This is a genomic window from Pseudomonas sp. NBRC 111132 (genome assembly GCF_001320565.1).
Lineage (GTDB): Bacteria > Pseudomonadota > Gammaproteobacteria > Pseudomonadales > Pseudomonadaceae > Aquipseudomonas > Aquipseudomonas putida_P.
In genome coordinates this window covers 25,750-49,951 of the sequence record NZ_BCBI01000038.1, presented here as the reverse complement: position 1 = coordinate 49,951, position 24,202 = coordinate 25,750, and the positions used below count along the sequence as shown (strand labels likewise).

21 protein-coding genes and 1 tRNA gene are annotated in these 24,202 nt (G+C 61.6%); 19 read left to right on the top strand and 3 right to left on the bottom strand.

Going from position 1 to position 24,202, the window contains the following annotated elements:
• Positions 1–3: 3 nt before the first annotated feature.
• The 10 genes from rplO to bfr all read left to right on the top strand — a co-directional run bounded on the left by rplO (position 4) and on the right by bfr (position 7,139).
• A complete protein-coding gene (gene rplO / locus APH35_RS18310) occupies positions 4–438 on the top strand; it encodes a 50S ribosomal protein L15 (RefSeq protein WP_003255461.1) in 435 nt (144 codons plus the stop codon).
• Positions 439–1,770 carry a preprotein translocase subunit SecY gene (gene secY / locus APH35_RS18305; RefSeq protein ID WP_003257108.1) on the top strand — a complete coding sequence of 444 codons (1,332 nt, stop codon included), beginning with the start codon at positions 439–441 and terminating at the stop codon, positions 1,768–1,770.
• Positions 1,771–1,798: 28 nt separating this feature from the next.
• A complete protein-coding gene (gene rpmJ, locus APH35_RS18300) occupies positions 1,799–1,915 on the top strand; it encodes a 50S ribosomal protein L36 (RefSeq protein ID WP_002555468.1) in 117 nt (38 codons plus the stop codon).
• Between the two features lie 131 nt (positions 1,916–2,046).
• Positions 2,047–2,403 (top strand): 30S ribosomal protein S13, encoded by a 357-nt coding sequence (rpsM, locus tag APH35_RS18295; protein ID WP_003255457.1) that lies wholly within the window; start codon positions 2,047–2,049, stop codon positions 2,401–2,403.
• 18 nt (positions 2,404–2,421) lie between these two features.
• Complete coding sequence (gene rpsK, locus APH35_RS18290) at positions 2,422–2,811, top strand: 30S ribosomal protein S11 (protein WP_012270237.1); 390 nt, start codon at positions 2,422–2,424, stop codon at positions 2,809–2,811.
• 15 nt (positions 2,812–2,826) lie between these two features.
• Complete coding sequence (rpsD, locus tag APH35_RS18285) at positions 2,827–3,447, top strand: 30S ribosomal protein S4 (protein ID WP_012270238.1); 621 nt, start codon at positions 2,827–2,829, stop codon at positions 3,445–3,447.
• 22 nt (positions 3,448–3,469) lie between these two features.
• Complete coding sequence (locus APH35_RS18280) at positions 3,470–4,471, top strand: DNA-directed RNA polymerase subunit alpha (protein ID WP_003255452.1); 1,002 nt, start codon at positions 3,470–3,472, stop codon at positions 4,469–4,471.
• A gap of 42 nt (positions 4,472–4,513) precedes the next feature.
• Entirely contained in the window at positions 4,514–4,900 is a 387-nt protein-coding gene (rplQ, locus tag APH35_RS18275; protein WP_003255451.1) for a 50S ribosomal protein L17, read from the top strand.
• 171 nt (positions 4,901–5,071) lie between these two features.
• On the top strand, positions 5,072–6,511 hold the full coding sequence (locus APH35_RS18270; protein WP_060515231.1) for a catalase: 1,440 nt from the start codon (positions 5,072–5,074) through the stop codon (positions 6,509–6,511).
• A 163-nt stretch (positions 6,512–6,674) separates the two neighbouring features.
• Positions 6,675–7,139 carry a bacterioferritin gene (bfr, locus tag APH35_RS18265; protein ID WP_003257116.1) on the top strand — a complete coding sequence of 155 codons (465 nt, stop codon included), beginning with the start codon at positions 6,675–6,677 and terminating at the stop codon, positions 7,137–7,139.
• A gap of 72 nt (positions 7,140–7,211) precedes the next feature.
• Here the strand turns inward: bfr and uvrA are convergent, their stop codons facing one another.
• Positions 7,212–10,046 (bottom strand): excinuclease ABC subunit UvrA, encoded by a 2,835-nt coding sequence (uvrA, locus tag APH35_RS18260; RefSeq protein WP_012270240.1) that lies wholly within the window; start codon positions 10,044–10,046, stop codon positions 7,212–7,214.
• 129 nt (positions 10,047–10,175) lie between these two features.
• Between uvrA and APH35_RS18255 the strand changes: the two genes are divergently transcribed.
• From APH35_RS18255 to APH35_RS18210, 9 genes are all read left to right on the top strand, one after another.
• Entirely contained in the window at positions 10,176–11,570 is a 1,395-nt protein-coding gene (locus APH35_RS18255) for an MFS transporter (RefSeq protein ID WP_012270241.1), read from the top strand.
• A gap of 9 nt (positions 11,571–11,579) precedes the next feature.
• Positions 11,580–12,125 carry a single-stranded DNA-binding protein gene (locus tag APH35_RS18250; RefSeq protein ID WP_003255446.1) on the top strand — a complete coding sequence of 182 codons (546 nt, stop codon included), beginning with the start codon at positions 11,580–11,582 and terminating at the stop codon, positions 12,123–12,125.
• A gap of 331 nt (positions 12,126–12,456) precedes the next feature.
• Entirely contained in the window at positions 12,457–15,525 is a 3,069-nt protein-coding gene (gene fdnG, locus APH35_RS18240; RefSeq protein WP_156341227.1) for a formate dehydrogenase-N subunit alpha, read from the top strand.
• Positions 15,525–16,475: a formate dehydrogenase subunit beta gene (gene fdxH / locus APH35_RS18235; RefSeq protein WP_012270260.1), complete on the top strand. Its 951-nt coding sequence runs from the start codon at positions 15,525–15,527 to the stop codon at positions 16,473–16,475. Before fdnG ends, fdxH begins: the two co-directional genes overlap by 1 nt.
• Entirely contained in the window at positions 16,472–17,128 is a 657-nt protein-coding gene (locus APH35_RS18230) for a formate dehydrogenase subunit gamma (protein ID WP_060515229.1), read from the top strand. The genes fdxH and APH35_RS18230 overlap by 4 nt, the downstream gene beginning before the upstream one ends.
• A 4-nt stretch (positions 17,129–17,132) precedes the next feature.
• Complete coding sequence (gene fdhE / locus APH35_RS18225) at positions 17,133–18,053, top strand: formate dehydrogenase accessory protein FdhE (protein ID WP_012270262.1); 921 nt, start codon at positions 17,133–17,135, stop codon at positions 18,051–18,053.
• 96 nt (positions 18,054–18,149) lie between these two features.
• A complete protein-coding gene (gene selA, locus APH35_RS18220) occupies positions 18,150–19,577 on the top strand; it encodes an L-seryl-tRNA(Sec) selenium transferase (RefSeq protein ID WP_060515228.1) in 1,428 nt (475 codons plus the stop codon).
• Positions 19,574–21,496, top strand: coding sequence for a selenocysteine-specific translation elongation factor (gene selB, locus APH35_RS18215; RefSeq protein WP_060515232.1), 1,923 nt, complete (start codon positions 19,574–19,576; stop codon positions 21,494–21,496). Before selA ends, selB begins: the two co-directional genes overlap by 4 nt.
• Before the next feature lie 6 nt (positions 21,497–21,502).
• Positions 21,503–21,598 (top strand) — tRNA-Sec (locus APH35_RS18210).
• 24 nt (positions 21,599–21,622) lie between these two features.
• Here the strand turns inward: APH35_RS18210 and APH35_RS18205 are convergent.
• Together APH35_RS18205 and APH35_RS18200 are read right to left on the bottom strand one after the other, a co-directional pair.
• Entirely contained in the window at positions 21,623–22,612 is a 990-nt protein-coding gene (locus APH35_RS18205; RefSeq protein WP_060494064.1) for an asparaginase, read from the bottom strand.
• A gap of 71 nt (positions 22,613–22,683) precedes the next feature.
• Positions 22,684–24,126 (bottom strand): alanine/glycine:cation symporter family protein, encoded by a 1,443-nt coding sequence (locus APH35_RS18200; protein WP_060494063.1) that lies wholly within the window; start codon positions 24,124–24,126, stop codon positions 22,684–22,686.
• Positions 24,127–24,202 lie beyond the last annotated feature (76 nt).

Genomic DNA, 24,202 nt, shown 5'->3' with positions numbered 1-24,202 from the left:
TCGATGAAACTCAATGATCTGAGTCCAGCGCCGGGTTCCCGTCGCGAGAAGCATCGTCCAGGTCGTGGTATCGGTAGCGGTCTGGGTAAGACCGGCGGCCGTGGCCACAAAGGTCAGACTTCCCGTTCGGGTGGTTCGATCGCTCCTGGCTTCGAAGGCGGTCAACAGCCGCTGCACCGTCGTCTGCCGAAGTTCGGCTTCGTTTCCCTGAAAGCCATGGACCGCGCAGAAGTGCGTCTGTCCGAGCTGGCCAAAGTGGAAGGCGACGTGATCTCCGTGCAATCCCTGAAGGATGCCAACGTGATCAACCAGCACATTCAGCGTGTGAAAATCATGCTGTCTGGCGAAGTTACTCGCGCAGTCACCATCAAGGGCATCGCAGCCACCAAGGGTGCGCGTGCGGCTATCGAAGCAGCTGGCGGCAAATTCGAGGAATAAATGGCTAAGCAAGGTGCTCTCTCTTCGCTCGGTAAGGGCGGGATGTCGGAACTCTGGGCTCGTCTGCGCTTTCTGTTCATGGCGATCATCGTCTATCGGATAGGTGCGCATATCCCGGTTCCCGGCATCAATCCGGACCGTCTGGCGGATCTGTTTCGGCAGAATGAGGGGACCATTCTTAGCTTGTTCAACATGTTTTCCGGTGGCGCGCTCGAGCGCATGAGCATCTTTGCACTGGGGATCATGCCGTACATTTCGGCATCGATCATCATGCAGCTGATGACCGCGGTCAGCCCGCAACTGGAGCAGTTGAAGAAGGAAGGTGAAGCTGGCCGTCGCAAGATCAGCCAGTACACCCGCTACGGCACCGTTATCCTGGCACTGGTTCAAGCCATTGGCATGTCCATTGGCCTGGCCAACCAGGGCGTGGCGTTTTCTGTGGGCCTGGGCTTCCATGTCGTCGCCGTCTCCACCTTCGTGGCAGGCGCGATGTTCATGATGTGGCTGGGCGAGCAGATCACCGAGCGCGGTGTGGGCAACGGTATCTCGATGTTGATCTTCGCAGGTATCGTTGCCGGTCTTCCGAGAGCAATCGGGCAGTCTTTCGAGTCTGCACGCACAGGCGATATCAACATTTTCGCCTTGGTCGCTATCGGTTTGCTGGCAGTAGCGATTATCGGTTTCGTGGTGTTCATTGAGCGTGGTCAGCGTCGTATCGCCGTTCACTACGCCAAGCGTCAGCAGGGCCGCAAGGTCTTCGCTGCGCAGACCAGCCACTTGCCGTTGAAGGTGAACATGGCGGGGGTTATCCCGGCCATTTTCGCGAGCAGCATTTTGCTGTTCCCGGCTTCGCTGGGTGCCTGGTTCGGTCAGTCCGAAGGTATGGGCTGGCTGCAGGACATCTCGCAGTCGATCGCTCCTGGTCAGCCGTTGAACATTCTGCTGTTTAGTGCAGGGATCATTTTCTTCTGCTTCTTCTACACAGCATTGATGTTCAATCCGAAAGACGTAGCGGAAAACCTGAAGAAGTCCGGTGCCTTTATTCCGGGTATCCGTCCTGGTGAGCAGTCGGCGCGCTACATTGATGGCGTTCTGACCCGTTTGACCATGTTCGGTGCTCTTTACATGATGGCCGTCTGCCTTCTGCCCCAGTTCCTGGTGGTGGCAGCAAATGTGCCGTTCTACCTTGGCGGGACCTCGTTGCTGATTGTGGTAGTGGTTGTGATGGACTTCATGTCCCAAGTACAATCGCACCTCGTTTCGCACCAGTACGAATCCCTGATGAAGAAAGCCAACCTGAAAGGCTACGGTGGCAGCGGTCTGCTGCGCTGATACGCCCCTAAGGTTCGAGGAGTCGGTAATGAAAGTTCGTGCATCGGTGAAAAAGCTGTGCCGTAACTGCAAGATCATCCGTCGCGAAGGCGTCGTACGAGTGATCTGCAGCGCGGAACCGCGTCACAAACAGCGCCAAGGCTGAGTGTGATCTGCGCTTCAAACCCAGCAGCTAGTGTGCTGCTGGGTTGATTATTCGTTTCTACAGCGATATTATCTCGCGCCCTATTTCTTGGCTTCCGGGGCGTAGGTAGCTGTCAATTGGAGTCCCACTGAATGGCCCGTATTGCAGGCGTCAACATTCCAGATAACAAGCATACTGTTATCTCGCTGACCTACATCTATGGTGTCGGTCGCACAACTGCACAGAAGATCTGTGCAGACGCTGGTGTAAATCCAGCCGCTAAGATCAAGGATCTGAGCGACGAGCAAATCGAAACCCTGCGTGGCGAAGTTGCGAAGTTCACCACCGAAGGTGACCTGCGTCGTGACATCAACATGAAGATCAAGCGCTTGATGGACCTGGGTTGCTACCGCGGCCTGCGTCATCGTAAAGGTCTGCCGGTTCGCGGTCAGCGCACCAAGACCAACGCACGCACCCGTAAGGGCCCGCGTAAGCCGATCCGCAAGTAATCGCCCAGGAATATAGACATGGCAAAACCTGCTGCTCGTCCTCGTAAGAAAATCAAAAAGACAGTGGTTGATGGCATCGCCCACATCCATGCGTCTTTCAACAACACCATCGTGACCATCACCGACCGTCAGGGCAATGCTTTGTCCTGGGCGACCTCCGGTGGTTCGGGTTTCCGTGGTTCGCGCAAATCCACCCCGTTCGCAGCTCAGATCGCTGCTGAGCGTGCTGGTCAAGCTGCGCTGGAATACGGTCTGAAGAACCTTGACGTTAACGTCAAGGGTCCAGGTCCAGGTCGTGAGTCCGCCGTTCGTGCATTGAACAGCTGCGGCTACAAGATCGCCAGCATCACCGACGTGACGCCTATCCCGCATAACGGGTGCCGTCCGCCGAAGAAGCGTCGCGTGTAATCAGGAGACAGAAGAATGGCACGTTACATTGGTCCAAAATGCAAACTGTCTCGTCGTGAAGGCACCGATCTGTTCCTGAAGAGCGGCGTTCGCGCTCTGGAATCGAAGTGCAACATCGAAGCAGCCCCAGGTATCCACGGCCAGCGCCGTGGCCGTCAGTCCGACTACGGCACCCAGCTGCGTGAGAAACAAAAAGTCCGTCGTATCTACGGTGTTCTGGAGCGTCAGTTCCGCGGTTACTACCAAGCTGCTGCCTCGAAAAAAGGCGCAACCGGTGAGAACCTGCTGCAACTGCTCGAGTGCCGTCTGGATAACGTCGTTTACCGTATGGGCTTCGGCTCGACTCGTTCCGAGTCGCGTCAGCTGGTTTCGCACAAAGCGATCAGCGTCAACGGTAAGACTGTAAACATTCCATCCTACCAAGTTCGTCCGGGTGACGTGGTCGCGGTCCGCGAGAAGTCGCTGGCCCAGCTGCGCATTGTTCAAGCCCTTGAACTGTGCGCCCAGCGTGGCCGCGTTGAGTGGGTTGACGTGGATGCTGCTAAAAAGTCGGGCGTTTTCAAGAACGTTCCTGCTCGCAGCGACCTGTCTGCCGACATCAACGAAAACCTGATTGTCGAGCTCTACTCCAAGTAAGGGCTAGAAAATAGGTGCATCCATGCAGATTTCGGTAAATGAGTTCCTGACTCCCCGCCACATTGATGTGCAGGTAGTCAGTCCGACCCGCGCCAAGATCACGCTCGAGCCTCTCGAGCGTGGCTTTGGCCACACCCTGGGCAACGCGCTGCGCCGCATCCTGTTGTCCTCTATGCCTGGCTGTGCAGTAGTCGAGGCCGAGATCGATGGCGTACTCCACGAGTACTCCGCGATCGAAGGTGTTCAGGAAGACGTAATTGAAATCCTGTTGAACCTGAAAGGCCTGGCTATCAAACTGCACGGTCGTGACGAAGTTACGCTGACCTTGTCGAAAAAGGGTTCGGGGGTGGTTACCGCTGCCGATATTCAGCTGGATCACGATGTCGAGATCGTCAACCCCGATCACGTAATCGCGAACCTGGCGTCGAATGGCGCCCTGAACATGAAGCTCACCGTAGCTCGTGGTCGTGGTTACGAGCCGGCCGACTCCCGTCAAACCGACGAAGACGAAAGCCGTAGCATTGGCCGTCTGCAGTTGGACGCTTCGTTCAGCCCGGTGCGTCGTATCGCCTATGTGGTCGAAAACGCCCGTGTTGAACAGCGTACCAACCTGGACAAACTGGTCATTGATCTGGAAACCAACGGCACCCTGGATCCTGAAGAGGCTATCCGCCGCGCTGCGACCATCCTGCAACAGCAGTTGGCCGCGTTCGTCGACCTCAAAGGTGACAGCGAGCCTGTCGTAGTCGAGCAGGAAGACGAGATCGATCCGATCCTGCTGCGTCCGGTTGACGACCTGGAACTGACTGTACGTTCGGCCAACTGCCTCAAGGCGGAGAACATCTACTACATCGGCGACCTGATTCAGCGTACCGAAGTAGAGCTGTTGAAGACTCCTAACCTGGGCAAGAAGTCCCTGACTGAAATCAAGGACGTGCTGGCCTCTCGTGGTCTGTCTCTCGGCATGCGCCTCGACAACTGGCCGCCTGCAAGTCTTAAGAAAGACGACAAGGCGACCGCCTGATCGTCGTAATCACCGAACGTAGTGTTTGGTAAGGAATGAATCATGCGTCATCGTAAAAGTGGACGTCACCTGAGCCGTACCAGCTCTCACCGCAAGGCTATGTTCCAGAACATGGCAGTGTCGCTGATCGAGCACGAGCTGATCAAAACCACCCTGCCGAAAGCCAAGGAACTGCGCCGCGTTGCCGAGCCGCTGATCACCCTGGCCAAGGAAGACAGCGTTGCTAACCGTCGTCTGGCCTTCGATCGTACCCGTTCGAAGTCCGCTGTTGGCAAACTGTTCAACGACCTGGGCAAGCGTTACGCCACCCGTCAGGGCGGCTACCTGCGCATCCTGAAGTGCGGTTTCCGCGCTGGCGACAACGCGCCTATGGCGTACGTCGAGCTGGTTGATCGTCCGGTCGGCGGTGCTGTAGAAGCTGCTGAGTAAGACGTTCTGTCTGCTACAAAGAACCGGGCCTAGTGCCCGGTTTTTTGTTTCTACGTACATTGTTTATTTCTATTGATTCAAGTCATGTAATGAATTTGTCCCTGTAACCTTGCTCGTCAATACTCTCTCCAAGCCGATTAGCCGGCGCTTGAAGACCGATAAGGAGAGCCCATGAGCAAGATTCTTACTACCGCCAGCGGTGCGCCAGTAGCCGATAACCAGAACTCCCGCTCCGCCGGCCCGCGTGGCCCATTGTTGCTCGACGACTTTCACCTGATCGAGAAACTCGCCCACTTCAACCGCGAGAACATTCCTGAGCGCCGTGTGCACGCCAAGGGCTCGGGCGCCTATGGCACCTTTACTGTTACCCGCGACATTACCGGCTATACCAGCGCCAAGCTGTTTGAACAGATCGGCAAACAGACCGAGACCTTCCTGCGCTTCTCCACTGTCGGTGGCGAGCGTGGCTCTGCGGATACCGAGCGCGACCCGCGTGGTTTCGCGGTCAAGTTCTACACCGAAGAAGGCAACTGGGACATCGTTGGCAACAACACGCCCGTGTTCTTCATTCGCGACCCGCTGAAGTTCCCGGACTTTATCCACACCCAGAAGCGCCACCCGCAGTCCAACCTGAAGAATGCCCAGATGATGTGGGACTTCTGGTCCCACTCCCCTGAGGCGCTGCACCAGGTCACCATACTGTTTTCCGACCGTGGTATCCCGGATGGCTATCGCCACATGCACGGCTTCGGCAGCCACACCTACAGCCTGATCAATGCCAAGGGTGAGCGTACTTGGGTGAAGTGGCACTTCAAGACCCAACAAGGCATCAAGAACCTCGCTCCGGCAGAAGCAGCGCGCCTGGCGGGTACTGACCCGGACTACGCCCAGCGCGACCTGTTCGAAGCGATCGAGCGTGGCGACTACCCGCGTTGGACGGTTTGTATCCAGGTGATGAGCGAAGCCGAGGCTGCGAGTCGCGACGAGAACCCCTTTGACGTGACCAAGACTTGGTCGCAGAGGGACTACCCGCTGATCGAGGTGGGCGTGCTGGAGCTCAACCGTAACCCGCTCAACTACTTCGCGGAAGTCGAGCAAGCAGCGTTCGGGCCCAGCAATATGGTGCCAGGGGTCGGCCTGTCGCCGGACCGGATGTTGCAGGGCCGTGTATTCGCCTACGCCGACGCGCACCGTTACCGCGTGGGCACCAACCACCAGCAGTTGCCGGTGAATGCGCCTCGCTGCCCGGTTAATAGCTACCAGCGCGACGGTTCCATGGCCACCGGCAGCTACGGCAGTGCACCAAACTACGAGCCCAATAGCCACGCTGATGCGCCGAAGCAGTCGCCACGCCATGCCGAGCCAGCGCTGGCCTTGAACGGTTCGGCGGACCGTTACGATCACCGTGAGGACACCGACTACTTCAGCCACGCCGGCGCGCTGTTCCGCTTGATGAACGCTGAGCAGAAAGCCCTGTTGATCAGCAACATCGCCGGTACCATGGTGGGTGTCAGCGAGGACGTGATTCAGCGTCAGTTGCAGTACTTCTTCAAGGCCGATCCGGCCTATGGCGAAGGGATTGCCAAGGCGTTGGGCGTCCATCTCGCCTAACTCTAAGTGATAAGCAGAACCGCCCTCATTTGGGCGGTTTTTCAATGAATATCACTACTGTTTAACCGATTTTTTGCGTCTAATTGCGCGTTTTTCAGTGACCGCAGGCAAAAGCTGGTTCACACTATGTGGCATAGTCGTTTTCACATGGAGAATCAGGGCGATGCAAGGCCACCCGGACGTAATCAACTACCTCGTCACGCTGCTGAAGGGCGAACTGGCGGCACGCGACCAGTACTTCATTCATTCGCGCATGTACGAAGACTGGGGCCTGTCCAAGCTCTACGAGCGCATCAACCACGAAATGGAAGAAGAGACCCAGCACGCCGATGCTCTGATGCGTCGCATCCTCATGCTTGAAGGCACCCCCGACATGCGTGCGGACGATCTGGAAGTCGGCAGCACCGTACCGGAAATGATCGAGGCTGACCTCAAGCTCGAGTACAAGGTGCGCGGCGCGCTTTGCAAAGGTATCGAGCTGTGTGAACTGCACAAGGACTACATCAGCCGTGACATCCTGCGTGCACAGTTGGCCGATACCGAAGAAGATCACACCTACTGGCTGGAGAAGCAGCAGGGCCTGATCAAGGCCATCGGCCTGGAAAACTACCTGCAGTCGCAGATGTAAGTTATCCACAGACTCAAGAAAAAGCCCCTGGCACCAACGGTACCAGGGGCTTTTTCATCGCATCGGCGGCAGTCAGGCTCGGTCCCGCTCCAGCAGCGGTTTCAGGTAATGGCCGGTGTACGACTGTTTCATCTCGCTCAGCTCTTCCGGCGTGCCGCAGGCAATGATCTGCCCACCCTTGGAGCCACCCTCGGGTCCCAGGTCCACCAGCCAGTCGGCGGTCTTGATCACATCCAGGTTATGCTCGATCACCACCACGGTATTGCCGTGGTCGCGCAGGCGATGCAACACGTCCAACAACTGCTGGATGTCGGCGAAGTGCAGGCCCGTGGTCGGCTCGTCGAGGATGTACAGGGTCTTGCCGGTATCGCGCTTGGACAGCTCGCGTGACAGCTTCACCCGCTGCGCTTCACCACCGGACAGCGTGGTTGCCGACTGCCCCAGCTTGATGTACGACAAGCCCACATCCATCAGCGTTTGCAGCTTGCGCGCCAGCGCCGGTACCGCATCGAAGAACTCGCGGGCATCCTCGATGGTCATTTCCAGCACCTCGTGGATGTTCTTGCCCTTGTACTTGATCTCCAGCGTTTCTCGGTTGTAGCGCTTGCTCTTGCACACGTCGCACGGCACGTAGATGTCCGGCAGGAAGTGCATTTCCACCTTGATCAGGCCATCGCCCTGACAGGCCTCGCAACGGCCGCCTTTGACGTTGAACGAGAAGCGCCCTGGGCCATAACCACGTGAACGCGATTCCGGCACCCCTGAGAACAGCTCGCGGATCGGCGTGAAGATACCGGTGTAGGTCGCCGGGTTGGAACGCGGGGTGCGGCCGATCGGGCTCTGGTCGATGTCCACCACTTTGTCCAGGTGTTGCAGGCCGTCCATGCTGCCATGCGGTGCGGCTTCCAGGCTGCTTGCGCCATTGAGGGCGGTGGCGGCCAAGGGGAACAGGGTGTTGTTGATCAGCGTCGATTTGCCCGACCCGGACACCCCGGTCACGCAGGTCATCAGGCCCACCGGGATTTCCAGGTCGACGTTCTGCAGGTTGTTGCCTCGCGCGCCCTTGAGCTTGAGCTGCAGTTTCTTGTTGCGCGGCGTGCGCTTGGCCGGTACGGCGATCTTCTTGCGCCCGGACAGGTACTTGCCCGTCAACGAATCGGGATGGTCCATGACCTCCTGTGGCGAGCCCTCCGCGACGATCTGCCCACCGTGCACACCGGCACCTGGGCCGATGTCGACGACGTAGTCGGCCAGGCGAATGGCGTCCTCGTCGTGTTCCACCACGATCACCGTGTTACCCAGGTCGCGCAAGTGGTTGAGGGTGGCCAGCAAGCGGTCGTTATCGCGTTGATGAAGGCCGATGGACGGTTCATCAAGAATGTACATCACCCCCACCAAGCCCGCGCCGATCTGGCTAGCCAGGCGGATACGTTGTGCTTCACCACCTGACAGGGTGTCAGCGCTACGGTCCAGGGTCAGGTAGTCGAGGCCGACATTGACCAGAAACTGCAGGCGCTCGCAGATCTCCTTGAGGATCTTCGCCGCGATTTCGCCACGGCGCCCGGTCAGGGTCAGCTCGCCAAAGTAGTTGCTGGCTTCACCGATCGGCAGGTTGGTGACGGCTGGCAGGGTCTTTTCGCCCACCCATACATGGCGTGCCTCGCGGCGCAGGCGTGTACCTCGGCAATCTGGGCAAGGTTGCGTGCCGAGGAACTTGGCCAGTTCTTCACGCACGGTGGCCGATTCGGTTTCGCGGTAGCGGCGCTCCAGGTTTGGCACAATGCCTTCGAACGGGTGTGAGCGCTTGACGATATCGCCACGGTCGTTGAGGTACTTGAAGTCGACACTCTGCTTGCCACTGCCCTGCAGAATCACCTTCTGGTGTTCGGCCGACAATTCGCCGAATGGCTCTTCGAGGCTGAAGCCATAATGTGCGGCCAGCGAGCCGAGCATCTGGAAGTAGTACACGTTACGCCGGTCCCAGCCGCGGATCGCGCCTTCGGCAAGGGTGAGTTCGGCATTGACCAGGCGCTTGGTGTCGAAGAACTGTTTTACCCCCAGGCCATCGCAGGTCGGGCAGGCACCGGCCGGGTTGTTGAAGGAAAACAGCTTCGGCTCCAGCTCGCTGATCGCGTGGCCGCACACCGGGCATGCGAAGCGCGCGGAGAAGATCATTTCTTCGCCTTGCTCGTCGTCCATCGGCGCCACCAGAGCGATGCCGTCCGCCAGCTTCAAGGCGGTCTCGAACGACTCCGCCAGGCGCTGCTGCAGGTCGGCGCGGACCTTGAAGCGGTCCACCACCACATCGATGCTGTGCTTTTTCTGCTTGTCCAGCTTGGGCAGCTCATCGAGCTCGTAGAGCTTGCCGTTGACCCGGGCCCGCACGAAGCCCTGGGCCCGCAGTTCGTCGAACACCGCCAGATGCTCGCCCTTGCGTTCGCGCACTACCGGTGCCAGCAGCATCAACTTGCTGCCTTCCGGGCGCTCCAGCACCAGGTCGACCATCTGGCTGATCGTTTGCGCCTCCAGCGGGATGTCGTGGTCCGGGCAGCGGGGGGTGCCGACTCGGGCGTACAGCAGGCGCAGGTAGTCGTAGATTTCGGTAATGGTGCCGACCGTGGAGCGCGGGTTGTGCGAGGTCGACTTCTGCTCGATGGAAATCGCCGGCGACAGGCCTTCGATGGTGTCGACGTCGGGCTTTTCCATCATCGACAGGAACTGCCGGGCGTAGGCCGACAGCGATTCGACGTAGCGGCGTTGGCCTTCGGCGTACAAGGTATCGAACGCCAGGGAAGACTTGCCGGAACCGGACAGGCCGGTGATCACGATCAGCTTGTCCCGGGGCAGGGTCAGGTCGATGTTCTTCAGGTTGTGGGTACGTGCCCCACGAATCAGGATCTTGTCCACTGCGGCCTCGCTCGGCGGGCATAAACAAGGAAGTATACGGCGCGCCAGTATGACGCGGCAAAGCGTCGCGTAGATGCCGTCAAGCTGTCGGACTGATAGAATCGCCGCCGGTTCACACGAGGTTAATCCATGCACGACACCCACAACGAGCGCATGAGTGGCGGCGAAACCCGCGCCGCTGGCGGCCTTGCCCTGGTCTTTGCCTTTCGTATGCTGGGCATGTTCATGGTCTTGCCGGTACTGGCCACCTACGGCATGGACCTGGCCGGCGCCACACCTGCGCTGATCGGCCTGGCCATTGGTGCCTATGGCCTGACTCAGGCGGTACTGCAGATTCCATTCGGGATGATTTCCGACCGCATTGGCCGTCGTCCAGTGATTTACCTGGGGTTGGTGATCTTCGCCCTCGGCAGTGTGCTGGCAGCCCAGGCCGACTCCATCTGGGGCGTGATTGCCGGGCGCATCCTGCAGGGCGCCGGGGCGATTTCTGCCGCAGTCATGGCGTTGCTGTCCGACCTCACCCGCGAACAACACCGGACCAAGGCCATGGCCATGATTGGCATGAGCATCGGCTTGTCGTTCGCTGTCGCCATGGTCGTCGGCCCCTTGCTGACAAGTGCCTTTGGTTTGTCAGGTTTGTTCTTCGCCACGGCAGGGCTTGCCCTGGTTGGCATAGCGCTGATCGCGTTCGTCGTGCCCAACACCCACAGCATCCTGCAGCACCGCGAGTCGGGTGTGGCCCGCAAGGCACTCGGCCCAACCCTGCGCCACCCGGACCTTCTGCGCCTGGACGTGGGCATCTTCATCCTGCACGCCATCCTCATGGCCAGCTTCGTCGCGCTGCCGCTGGCCTTCGTCGAGCGTGGCGGCCTGCCCAAGGAAGAGCATTGGTGGGTGTACCTGACCGCGCTGTTCATCTCATTTTTTGCAATGGTCCCGTTCATCATCTACGGCGAAAAAAAGCGCAAGATGAAACGCGTGTTGGCTGGCGCGGTCAGTGTCCTGCTGCTGACAGAGATATACTTCTGGGAGTGGGCTGACGGTTTGCGCGGACTGGTGATTGGCACCGTGGTATTCTTTACCGCATTCAACCTGTTGGAGGCTTCGTTGCCTTCGCTGGTGAGCAAGGTGTCGCCTGCCGGTGGCAAGGGGACGGCGATGGGGGTGTATTCCACCAGCCAGTTCCTCGGTGCGGCACTGGGCGGAATCCTCGGTGGCTGGTTGTTCCAGCACGGTGGGCTGGACACGGTGTTCCTTGGTTGCGCGGTGCTGTGTGCCATCTGGCTGATCGTCGCCTTGCGCATGAACGAGCCGCCGTATGTGACCAGCCTGCGTATGCCGCTGACGCCCGAAGCAGTCCGTGAAGCCGGCCTGACCGAGCGCCTGATGGCCGTGCCGGGTGTGACCGACGCTGTGGTGGTGGCAGAAGAAGCCGCCATCTATATCAAACTGGATACGAAAATTTTGGACCGTGCGACCCTTGAGCGACTGGTGAACCCAGCCTCTTCGGCGTGCGAAGCCTAGGAGAACGTTATGGCCCGTGGGGTTAACAAAGTCATTCTGGTCGGCACCTGTGGCCAGGATCCCGAAGTCCGCTACCTGCCCAACGGTAACGCCGTGACCAACCTGAGCCTGGCTACCAGCGAGCAGTGGACCGACAAGCAGTCGGGCCAGAAGGTCGAGCGTACCGAGTGGCACCGTGTGTCGCTGTTCGGCAAGGTTGCCGAAATCGCCGGCGAGTACCTGCGTAAAGGTTCGCAGTGCTACATCGAAGGCAAGCTGCAGACTCGCGAGTGGGAAAAAGACGGTATCAAGCGCTACACCACCGAGATCATCGTCGACATCAACGGCACCATGCAGCTGCTCGGCGGTCGTCCGCAGGGTCAGCAGCAGGGCGGCGACCCGTACAACCAGGGTGGCGGCAACTACGGTGGCGGTCAACAGCAGCAGTACAACCAGGCCCCGCCTCGTCAGCAGGCCCAGCGCCCGCAACAGGCCCCTCAGCGCCCAGCGCCACAGCAGCCTGCACCGCAGCCGGCCGCTGACTTCGACAGCTTCGATGACGATATTCCGTTCTGATCAGAACAGTCAGGCGTCTAGCAAGACCAGAAACCCAGGGCAGTTGCCCTGGGTTTTTTATTGCTTTCGGGGCATGCCAATAGAAAGGTGAATGCCACACGTTGCTTGTCGCAGCATCGGCACCGCTATGAAATCGAGCGCCGCTCGAACGCCGCTCGATTTCACAGACACAAAAAACGCTGAGGCAGGTGCCTTAACTCCTGACTCAAGTCATCGCACCTTCTCGATTCTTGACTAGTCTTATCTATTGGCGGCCGTCAAAACCGCCACCGTGACTACCAAGAGGCGCCGGCCATGTTCCGCGCGTCCACCACCTGATCAGGAGTGCACGATGGACCTCAACCGTCGGCAATTCTTCAAGGTCGCCGCTGTCGGCCTTGGAGGCTCGAGCCTGGCGGCGTTGGGCATGGCCCCGACGCCGGCCTTCGCCGAGCAGGTGCGTCACTTCAAGCTGGCGCATACCAAAGAAGCCCGTAATACCTGCCCCTACTGCTCGGTCGGCTGCGGCCTGATCCTGTACAGCCAGGGCGATGCAGGCAAGAACGTCAAACAGAACATCATCCATATCGAAGGTGACGCCGACCACCCGGTCAACCGTGGCACCCTGTGCCCGAAAGGCGCCGGCCTGCTGGACTTTATCCACAGCCCGAGCCGCCTGCAGTACCCCGAGGTACGCAAGCCGGGCAGCAAGGAGTGGGTGCGGGTGAGCTGGGACGAGGCGCTCGACCGCGTCGCCGACCTGATGAAGCAGGACCGCGACGCCAACTTCATCGAGAAAAACGCCCAGGGGCAAACCGTCAACCGTTGGCTCACCACCGGTTTTCTGGCTGCCTCCGCTGCCTCCAGCGAGGCTGGTTACCTGACCCACAAGGTCGTCCGCGCAACAGGCATGCTGGGGTTCGATAACCAGGCACGTGTCTGACATGGCCCGACGGTGGCAAGTCTTGCCCCGACGTACGGCCGTGGCGCCATGACCAACCACTGGTCCGATATCGCCAACGCGAATCTGGTCCTGGTGATGGGTGGCAACGCAGCAGAAGCGCATCCGTGCGGCTTTAAGTGGGTGACCGAGGCCAAGGCGCACAACAAGGCGCGGCTGATCGTGGTCGACCCGCGGTTTACCCGTACCGCTTCGGTCGCGGACTACTACGCGCCAATTCGCACCGGTACCGACATCGCCTTCATGGGCGGGCTGATCAACTACCTGCTGAGCACCGACAAGATCCAGCACGAGTACGTGCGCAACTACACCGACGTGTCGTTCATCGTCAAAGAGAACTATGGCTTCGAGGATGGGCTGTTCAGCGGCTACGACGAAGCCAAGCGTGTGTACGCCGACAAGTCCGGCTGGGGTTACGAGCTGGGTGAGGACGGCTATGCCAAGGTCGACCCGACCCTGCAGCACCCGCGCTGCGTGTTCCAGCTGATGAAGCAGCATTACAGCCGCTATACCCCGGAACTGGCGAGCATGACCTGTGGCATGCCGCAGGACGCCATGATGAAGGTCTGGGAAGAGATCGCCACATGCTCGGCACCGGGCAAGACCATGACGATTCTCTATGCACTGGGCTGGACGCAACACTCGATCGGTGCGCAAATCATCCGCAGTGCAGCCATGGTCCAGTTGCTGTTGGGCAACGTCGGCATGCCGGGTGGCGGGGTCAACGCCCTGCGGGGGCACTCCAACATCCAGGGCCTGACCGACCTCGGCCTGCTGTCCAACTCGCTGCCGGGTTACCTGACCTTGGCCGGCGATGCCGAGCAGGATTACGCCACCTATATCGACAAACGCGCTTCCAAGCCGCTGCGTCCTGGGCAGCTGTCGTACTGGCAGAACTACGGCAAGTTCCACGTCAGCCTGATGAAGGCCTGGTACGGTGCCAACGCCACGGCGGAAAACAACTGGGGCTATGACTGGCTGCCGAAGCTCGACGTACCGGCCTACGACGTGCTGCGCATGTTCGAGATGATGGGCCAAGGCAAGGTCAACGGTTACATGTGCCAGGGTTTCAACCCAATCGCCGCGCTGCCGGACAAGAACCGCGTCACGGCGGCGCTGGGCAAGCTCAAGTGGCTGGTGATCATGGACCCGCTGGCCACCGAGACCTCGGAGTTCTGGCGCAACGCCGGGCCGTTCAACGATGTCGACACGGCCAACATCCAGACCGAAGTGATACGCCTGCCCACCACTTGCTTCGCCGAGGAAGACGGCTCGCTGGTCAACAGCAGCCGTTGGCTGCAGTGGCACTGGAAGGGCGCCGACGGGCCGGGCGAGACCCGTACCGATGTGCAGATCATGAGCGAGTTGTTCCTGCGCCTGCGCCAACGCTACCAGGCTGAAGGCGGCGCCTACCCAGACGCGATGATGAACATCAGCTGGCCGTACAAGATTCCTGACGAGCCGTCTCCAGAGGAACTGGCCAAGGAAATGAACGGCTGGGCGGTCACCGACCTTACCGACGCTACCGGCGCCACGCTCAAGGCCGGCCAGCAGCTGTCGGGCTTTGCCCAGATGAAGGACGACGGCAGCACGGCATCCGGTTGCTGGATCTTTGCTGGCTGTTGGACCGAGCAGGGCAACCAGATGGCCCGTCGCGACAACAGCGACCCATACGGCATGCACCAGGTGCAGAACTGGGCCTGGGCCTGGCCGGCCAACCGCCGCATCCTCTACAACCGTGCCTCCAGCGACCCGCAAGGCAAACCGTGGGACCCGGAGAAAAAGCGCCTGGTGTGGTGGAACGGCAAGGCCTGGACCGGCACCGACGTGCCGGACTTCAAGGTCGATTCGCCGCCCGAGGCGGGCATGAACCCGTTCATCATGAACCCCGAAGGTGTGGCGCGTTTCTTCGCCATCGACAAGATGGCCGAAGGCCCGTTCCCCGAGCACTACGAGCCATTTGAAACGCCAATCGGCATCAACCCGCTGCACCCGCAGAACAAGAAGGCCACCAGCAACCCGGCCGGGCGCATTTTCGACTCGGTGTGGGACACCCTCGGCACGCACGACGAGTTTCCCTATGCGGCGACCACGTACCGGCTGACCGAGCACTTCCACTTCTGGAGCAAGCACTGCCGGCTCAACGCCATTGCCCAACCCGAGCAATTCGTCGAGATCGGCGAGGTGCTGGCCAACGAGAAAGGCATCAAGGCTGGCGACCGAGTGCGGGTGTCGAGCAAGCGTGGGCATATCGACGCGGTGGCGGTGGTGACCAAGCGGATTCGTCCGCTGCAGGTCAACAACCAGACCGTGCACCAGATCGGCATCCCGCTGCACTGGGGGTTCACCGGCGCTACCCGGCATGGCTACCTGACCAACACCCTGGTGCCGTTCCTCGGTGATGGCAATACGCAGACCCCAGAGTCCAAGTCGTTCCTCGTCAAAGTGGAGAAACTCTGATGGCCAGCCAAGACATCATCGCCCGCTCGGCCACCACCACCGTGCCGTCCTCGGTACGCCAGCAGCAGGAGGTCGCCAAGCTGATCGACACCACCAAGTGCATCGGCTGCAAGGCCTGCCAGGTGGCGTGCTCGGAGTGGAACGAACTGCGCGACGAGGTGGGCCACAACCACGGCACCTACGACAACCCCCAGGACCTCACTGCCGAGACCTGGACGCTGATGCGCTTTACCGAGCACGAGCGCGACGACGGCAACCTGGAGTGGCTGATCCGCAAGGATGGCTGCATGCACTGCGCCGACCCAGGATGCCTGAAGGCCTGCCCGAGCCCAGGGGCGATCATCAAGCACGCCAACGGTATCGTCGACTTCAACCAGGATCACTGCATCGGCTGCGGCTACTGCATTACCGGCTGCCCGTTCAACATCCCGCGCATTTCGCAGAAGGACCACAAAGCATACAAGTGCACCCTGTGTTCCGACCGCGTGACCGTGGGCCTGGAGCCGGCTTGCGTGAAAACCTGCCCGACTGGGGCGATCGTGTTCGGCAGCAAGGACGAGATGAAGGTGCACGCTGCCGAGCGCATCGTCGACCTGAAGTCACGGGGTTACGACAAGGCCGGGTTATACGACCCTGACGGGGTCGGTGGTACCCACGTGATGTACGTGCTGCACCATGCCGACACGCCGAAGCTGTACGCCGGCCTGCCGGACCAGCCGGTGATCAGCCCGCTGGTGGGCCTGTGGAAGGGCTTCACCAAGCCGTTGGCGCTGCTGGCGATGGGCGCGGCGGTGCTGGCCGGGTTCTTCCATTACGTACGGGTCGGGCCACAGCGGGTAGAGGACGATGAGCACCCCACGGCGCCCGATGACAGCGTCCACCAGGTGGACCCGGCGGTGCATGTCTACGATCCGAAGCAGCCCGGTGGGCAAGGGGAGCAGCGGCCATGAGCGACAACAAACCCATCCTGCGCTACAACGCCAACGAGCGGACCAACCACTGGATCGTCGCCATCCTGTTATTCATGGCCGGGCTTTCCGGGCTGGCGCTGTTCCATCCGGCGCTGTTCTGGCTTAGCCACCTGTTCGGCGGCGGGCCGTGGACACGCATCCTGCACCCGTTCATGGGGGTGGCGATGTTCGTGTTTTTCCTCGGCTTGGTGATTCGTTTCTGGCGGGCTAATTTCATCACCGCCAACGATCGCTTGTGGCTGCGCCGCATCGATCGGGTGATGGTCAATCGTGAAGATGGCGTGCCGCCGATCGGCAAATACAACGCCGGGCAGAAGCTGCTGTTCTGGACCCTGCTGGTGTGCATGCTGGTGCTGCTGGTCAGTGGCGTGGTGATCTGGCGCGCCTACTTCAGCCATTGGTTCGGCATCGATGCCATTCGCCTGTCTGCGCTGCTGCATGCGCTGGCGGCGTTCGTGCTGATCCTCAGCATCATCGTGCACATCTACGCCGGTATCTGGATCAAGGGCTCGATCGGCGCCATGCTGCATGGCTGGGTCAGCCGCGCCTGGGCACGCAAGCACCATGAGTTGTGGTACCGCGAAGTGACCGGTGACAAGACGCCGGGCAATCACGGACGAAAAGAAGGATGAGCGCTTGAGCACGATACTTGAACCCGGGCAGATCGAAGCGTCGGCGGTGACGCCGCCGTTTCTGCACCTGCCCCCCGTCAATCTGTTCGAGCTGCGCGCCTTGCGCCTTGAGCACCTGGTCGAGGGCAACGCCCTTGGCGACTACCTGAAACTGGTCGCACGGTTGTGCCGCATCCAGCAACAGCTTGTGGATAACCCGCCCGGCGGCATGCCGGTGGCCGAGGAGCGTCAGCGCCTGTGCATAAGTCATGGATTGCCGCCGTTGGCGGCTGACAGCCTGGTGCGTGAGGGGCCTTGGTTGGTCTGGCTGCAGGCCCTGCTACAGCAATTGAGCGGAGAAACCAGCGGCCCGCTGGGTGAGGCGCTGCAGGTACTGCGCGGCAGTGATGACGAACAACGCAAGGGCTGGGGCATCGCTTTGCTAGCTGGCCAGTACGACGCGGTGCCGGCAGCATTGGTGCCGTTCCTCGGGGCTGCGCTTCAGGCGGCCTGGTCCAGTTGGTTGCTGGCGTTGCCGGCGCCTGAGCTCAAACCTGCCGGCAGCCTGGCCCAGTGCCCGGCCTGTGGTTCGCCGGCGATGGCCGGGGTGGTGCGCAACCGTGGCAAGCACAATGGCTTGCGTTACCTGGCGTGTTCGCTGTGTGCCTGTGAATGGCACGTGGTGCGGGTTAAATGTGTGTACTGCGAGTCGAGCAAGGACTTGCGCTACACCAGCCTCGAGGATGACCGCCATGCCCCGGGCAAGGCGCCGCTGCGCGCCGAATGCTGCCCAGGGTGCGAAAGCTACCTGAAACAGAACTACCTGGAGAACGATGCGGCGGCCGAGCCGCTGGCCGACGACCTGGCCAGCCTGGCGCTGGATATGCGCCTGGACGAGGAGGGTTTTCATCGCCTGGCACCCAACTTGATGCTCGCACCTGGGTAGAGGGTAAGTGTCTACACTGACGTTTCGAGTTGCCCTTTTCGCGGCCGGCCCGCGAAGAGGCCAGTACAGACACCGGATTAGCCAAGGTAGTACCGCATGTCTTCCAGCCTCGCCAGCGACACCCCACGCCTGCCTTCAATCGATACCCTCCTGCGCCACCAGGCCTGCCTTCCGCTGATCGACCGCCACGGTCGCGAAGGCGTCCTGGCCACCCTGCGGCAATTGCTCGACGACCTGCGCAACCTTGTCCGCAACGGTGAGCTCACCCCCGCCGAACTGGCCCCCGAAATCCTCCTGGGCCGCACGGGCGAACGCCTTGCCGCTCAGCAACGCAGCCAGGTCCGCCGCGTGTTCAACCTCACCGGTACTGTGCTGCACACCAACCTCGGTCGCGCCCTGTTGCCTGAAGCGGCCATCGAGGCCATGCAGACTGCCGCCCGCTATCCACTCAACCTGGAATTTGACCTGGCTACCGGTAAGCGCGGCGACCGTGACGATTTGATCGAGGGTTTGATCCGTGAGTTGACCGGCGCCGAGGCCGTCACCGTGGTCAACAACAATGCCGCCGCCGTGCTACTGGCGCTCAACAGCCTGGGCGCGCGCAAGGAGGGCATCATCTCTCGTGGCGAGCTGATCGAGATCGGCGGCGCCTTCCGCATCCCCGACATCATGGCCCGTGCCGGCGTGAAGCTGCACGAGATCGGCACTACCAACCGCACCCACGCCCGCGACTACGAGGCCGCCATCGGCCCACGTACCGGCTTGCTGATGCGCGTGCATTGCAGCAACTACAGCATCCAGGGCTTCACCACCCAGGTGCCCACGGCCGAGCTGGCGAGCATCGCCCACCAACGTGACCTACCGCTGCTTGAAGACTTGGGCAGCGGCAGCTTGCTCGACCTTACCCGCTGGGGCCTGCCCGCCGAGCCGACCGTACGCCAGGCCTTGGCCGACGGCGCCGATATCGTCACCTTCAGTGGCGACAAACTGTTGGGCGGGCCGCAAGCCGGGATCATTGTCGGCCGCAAGGACTTGATCGCCAGGATCAAGAAAAACCCGCTCAAGCGTGCGCTGCGCGTCGACAAGATCACCCTCGCCGCACTCGAAGCGGTCCTAGCGCTGTACCGCAACCCTGACCGCTTGGCCGAGCGCCTGCCCAGCCTGCGTCTGCTGACCCGTAGCCAGGCCGAGATCCAAGCCCAAGCCGAGCGTCTGGCGCCTGAAGTCAAGGCGCACCTCGGCGAGCAATGGGCCGTCAGCGTAGCGCCTGCTTTGGGCATGATCGGCAGTGGCAGCCAGCCGGTGGCGCGCTTGCCCAGCGCTGCACTGTGTCTGCGCCCGCAGGTGTCGAAGAAGTTGCGCGGGCGCAGCCTGCATGTGCTGGAGCGAGCCCTGCGCGACCTCCCGGTGCCGGTGTTGGGCCGCCTCGACGACGATGCCCTCTGGCTGGACCTGCGCCAACTGGATGACGAAGCCCAGTGGCTCGCTCAATTGCCAGCCCTGCAGTTGGGGCCGGTGCAGTGATCGTTGGTACAGCCGGCCACATTGATCACGGCAAGACCGCGCTGCTGCAGGCGTTGACCGGCCAGGCCGGTGACCAACGCCAGGAAGAGCGCGCCCGTGGCATGACCATCGACCTTGGTTATCGCTACGCGGCGTTGAGTGAAGGCGCGCCGTTGACCGGCTTCATCGATGTGCCGGGCCACGAGCGTTTTATCCACAACATGCTGGCCGGCGCCCATGGCATCGACTTGGTGCTGTTGGTCGTGGCTGCCGACGATGGGGTCATGCCGCAGACCCGTGAGCACCTGGCGATCATCGAACTGCTGGGCATTTCCCAGGCCCTGGTGGCGATCAGCAAGTGCGACCGGGTCGAGCCGTCGCGCCTGGCCGAGGTGCAGATACAAGTTAGTGAACTGCTGGCGCCTGGGCCGTATGCCGGGGCGCGGCAGTTCCCATTGTCGAGCATCAGCGGGGAAGGCATCGAAGCGCTACGTCAGGCGCTGCTGGAAGCCGAAGCAGGTGTGCGACAACGGAGTGCGCGCGGTGGCTTTCGCTTGGCCGTCGACCGTGCCTTTGCGGTTACCGGCGCCGGTGTGGTGGTCACCGGCACGGCACTGGCCGGGCGGGTCAGTGCTGGTGATACGTTGTTGCTGGGTAAGGCCGGCAAGCCGGTGCGCGTGCGTGGCCTGCATGCACAGAGCCAGGCCGCGCTGGTGGCTGAGGCGGGTCAGCGGGTGGCGCTGAACATCGCTGCCGAGCGCCTGACCGTGGAGCAGGTGCACCGGGGCGACTGGCTGGTACCCGAATGGTTGCACGCACCCAGTGTAAGGGTGGATATCGAGCTGAACCTGTTGCCGGGCGAAACGCATACCTTCGAACACTTCAGCGCCGTGCATGTGCACCTTGGCACCCAGGATGTAACCGCCAGGGTCGCCTTGCTTGAAGGCCAAAGCCTGGCGGCCGGCCAACGCATGTTTGCCCAGTTGCTGCTGAATGCGCCGCTGCAAGCGGTGCACGGCGACCGCCTGGTGCTGCGCGACCAGCGTGCCCAGCGCACACTGGGCGGCGGCAAGGTGCTCGACCCGTTCGCCCCCAGCCGCCAACGCCGCACCGATGAGCGCCTACGGCAGTTGCAGGTGCTGCGTGATGCCGTGGATCTGGAGCAGGCGCTGCCAGCGCTGCTCGCCAGCGCCCCGGCCGGTATCGACCCACAGCGACTAGAGCGGCAGTTCAATCGCCTGCGCGAAACCTGGCATTTGCCGAAGGATGTACTGGTGGTGGCTACGCGGCAGGGCCAACTGTTGTTCGCCAACGCCCAATGGCAGGCGCTCAAGCAGCAGGTGCTGGCGCAACTGGCGCGTTTCCATGAGCAAGAGCCCGACCAGCTCGGCCCGGACCGTGACCGCCTGCGCCGCTTCGTAGCCTTGCCCCTGGAACGGCCGGCGTTCGTCAGCCTGCTGGATGAATTGCTCGAAAACGGCGCCCTGGCCAGCAGCGGGCCCTGGCTGCATCTGCCCGATCACAAGGTGCAGTTGAGCGAAGCCGACAGTGCATTGTGGGCACGTTTGCAGCCCAGGTTGCTGGCAGGGCAATACGATCCACCCTGGGTCCGGACGCTGGCGAGTGAGGAGAGTTGCGCCGAAGCCGATGTGCGCCTGTTGCTGCGCAAGTTGGCTCGGCTGGGCTTGGTGCATCAGGTGGTGCGTGACCTGTTCTACCCAGAGGCGACGCTACAGCGCATGGCAGAGCTGCTGCTGGGGCAGGCCCGCGAAACGCCAATAGTGCAGGTTGCCGCGTTTCGCGATATGTTGGGCATCGGTCGCAAGCGCAGTGTGCAGATTCTGGAGTACTTCGACCGCATCGGCCTGACCCGGAGGGTGGCCGACCAGCGTCACATCCGCGCCGACAGCGCCCTGGCCCAACAGCAGGCCAGGCACTGAATTCAAGGAAGGCAATCGCGCCCGGTGGCGCGGCCGGGCTTCAAACCCGGTTGGGGACGGCAGCCGTTCCCGGGCAGGTTCGACTCCCGCTGCCTTCCGCCATTTTTCTGGGTACCAAGGCCGCTTCTACGCCCGTTCCCCACACAGGTCCAGCGCAAACCACTGCTCGGCGGCTTCGACATCCAACCCAGCCCCCAGCAGCGCAACCATCTTGCCCAGCGCTGCCTCACGGGTCATGCCGCCACCACTGATCAGGCCGGCCCCGCGCAAGCGGTTACCTGCCGCATAGGTATCGAACACCACGGAGCCTTCTGGGCACTGGCTGATAGCCGCCAGCATCACGCCGCGCTGGCGTGCCGCGCTCAGCACATCAAGCAGCGCTTGGTCATCCGATGGACCCGTACCGCTGCCATAGCACTCCAGCAGAACCCCTTGTACACCGCTGTCGATCAGCCCCTGCAAGTGCTCGGCCTGCAGCCCTGGGAACACCGGCACTACGGCCAGGTTGACCGGCTGGCGTGGATGCATGTAGCCAAGTTCGGCGGGAATCGCCGAGGCCCGCTCACCACCCCGATGGCGCGGTAGAGCGGCAAAGGCATCGAACGCTTCGCTGCGCAGCTTGGACGCCCGGCAGCCATGCAGCAGTTGGCCGTGGAAGTACAGATGCACCCCACCTTCCAGGCCTTGTTCGAACTGGCGCAATGCGCCGCACAGGTTGGCCCAGGCATCGCTACCCGGTGCACCAGCAGGCAGCATCGAGCCGGTCAACAGCACCGGTACGGGCAGGCCCAGCAACAGGAACGACAACGCTGCAGCGCTGTAAGCCATGCTGTCGGTGCCATGCAACACCAACACGCCATCATGGCCTGCAACATCCACGGCTTCGACGATGGCATCGCGCATCGCCAACCAGTTGTGCTGTTGCATGTTGGCGCTGTCCAGCAGCGGGTTCAGCTCTTGCAGCGCCCATTGCAGCTTGGGTGCATCGGCCATCTGGGCAAAGTGTTCACGCATCCGCGCTTCGAAGCCACCGGCCGGCGCCAGGCCTTCCGGGGTTTCGAGCATGCCGATGGTGCCACCGGTATAGAGAACGAGAAGATTCTTTACTGCACGCATGGCAAGCATCCGTAGCGGTGAGCGGAGAAAGAAAAGCCGCCCGCGGAAGGGGCGGCTGGGCAGGGAGGATATCAGCGCTGCGGCTGAGCTTGGCCGGCTGCTTTGTCAGCGGCTGTTTCCACCTGCGGATTGGCAGGCCAGGCATTACGGTCCAGGTCCAGGTCGGCGAACTTGGATGAGTCGAACACTGGCTGATGCACACCGGCCTTGCGCTGGTCGTCGTAGTCGCGCATGACGCGCAGGCCGACCTTGAACAGCAGGGCCAGGGCGACCAGGTTGACGAAGGCCAGGCAAGTCATGGTGATGTCGGCGAAGGCGAACACAGTCGACAGGTCTTGCATCGACCCCCAAACCACCAACGCCAGCACCAGGCCACGGAACACCATCAGCACCACACGGTTGCGGCTCAGGAACTGCAGGCTGTTCTCGCCCAGGTAGTAGTTGTAGAGGATGCAGGTGAACACGAACAGCGACAGCGCCACGCTGACGAACACGCGGCCCCAGTCACCCACCACGGCGGCCAGCGAGTTCTGGGTCAGGACAATGCCGTCGCCCTCGAAACCAGGGGTGTAGAAGCCCGACAGAAGAATCAGCAGTGCGGTGCAGGTGCAGATCACGAAGGTGTCGAGGAACACGCTGAAAGCCTGCACCACGCCCTGCGCACCCGGGTGTTTCACGGCCGCCACGGCCGCCACGTTCGGCGCACTGCCCAGGCCCGCTTCGTTGGCGAATACGCCACGTTTGACGCCCATGACGATGGCGCTGCCGAGCAGGCCACCGAAGGCCGGGTCGAGGCCGAAGGCGCTCTTGAAGATGGTTTCAAGCATGGCCGGCACATGTTCGATCTGGGTGCCGATCACGTACAGGGTCACGCCGATGTAGGCCAGGGTCTTGACCGGCACCAGCAGGTCCGACACCGCAGCGATACGCTTGATGCCGCCGATGAAGGTGACGGCCAGCAGCACGGCCAGGACGATACCGGTGTGTTTCGGGTCGAAGGCGAAGGCGTTCTGCAGCGAGTGAGTCACGGTGTAAGACTGCAGGCCGATGAAGGCGAAGCCGTAGGTGACCAGCAGCAGGATCGAGAACACGATGGCCATGCTTTTCAGCTTCAGCCCGTGCTGGATGTAGTAGGCCGGGCCACCGCGGTACAGGCCATCGCCATCCGCGCGCTTGTACACTTGGGCCAGGGTACATTCGAAGAAGCTGCTGGACATACCCACCAGTGCGGTGACCCACATCCAGAACACGGCACCTGGGCCACCCAGGGTCACAGCGATACCGACACCAGCGATGTTACCGGCACCTACGCGGCCGGCCAGGCTCAGCATCAGCGCCTGGAAGGAGCTCAGCTGGCCTGCCTGGCCACGCAGCGATTCCTTGAACACGCTGAACATATGGGCGAAATGGCGGAACTGGACGAACCGGGAGCGGAGGGTGAAGTAGCTACCCAGCCCTACGATCAGCACGATGAGGAGTTTCCCCGAAAGGAAATCGTTGATTACTTCGAGCATTGGAAAATGACCTCGATTCTTATTCTTCGTGTGGAAAGACCAGCGGACGGCAGGCGCACCGCTATTCGTTGGGGCG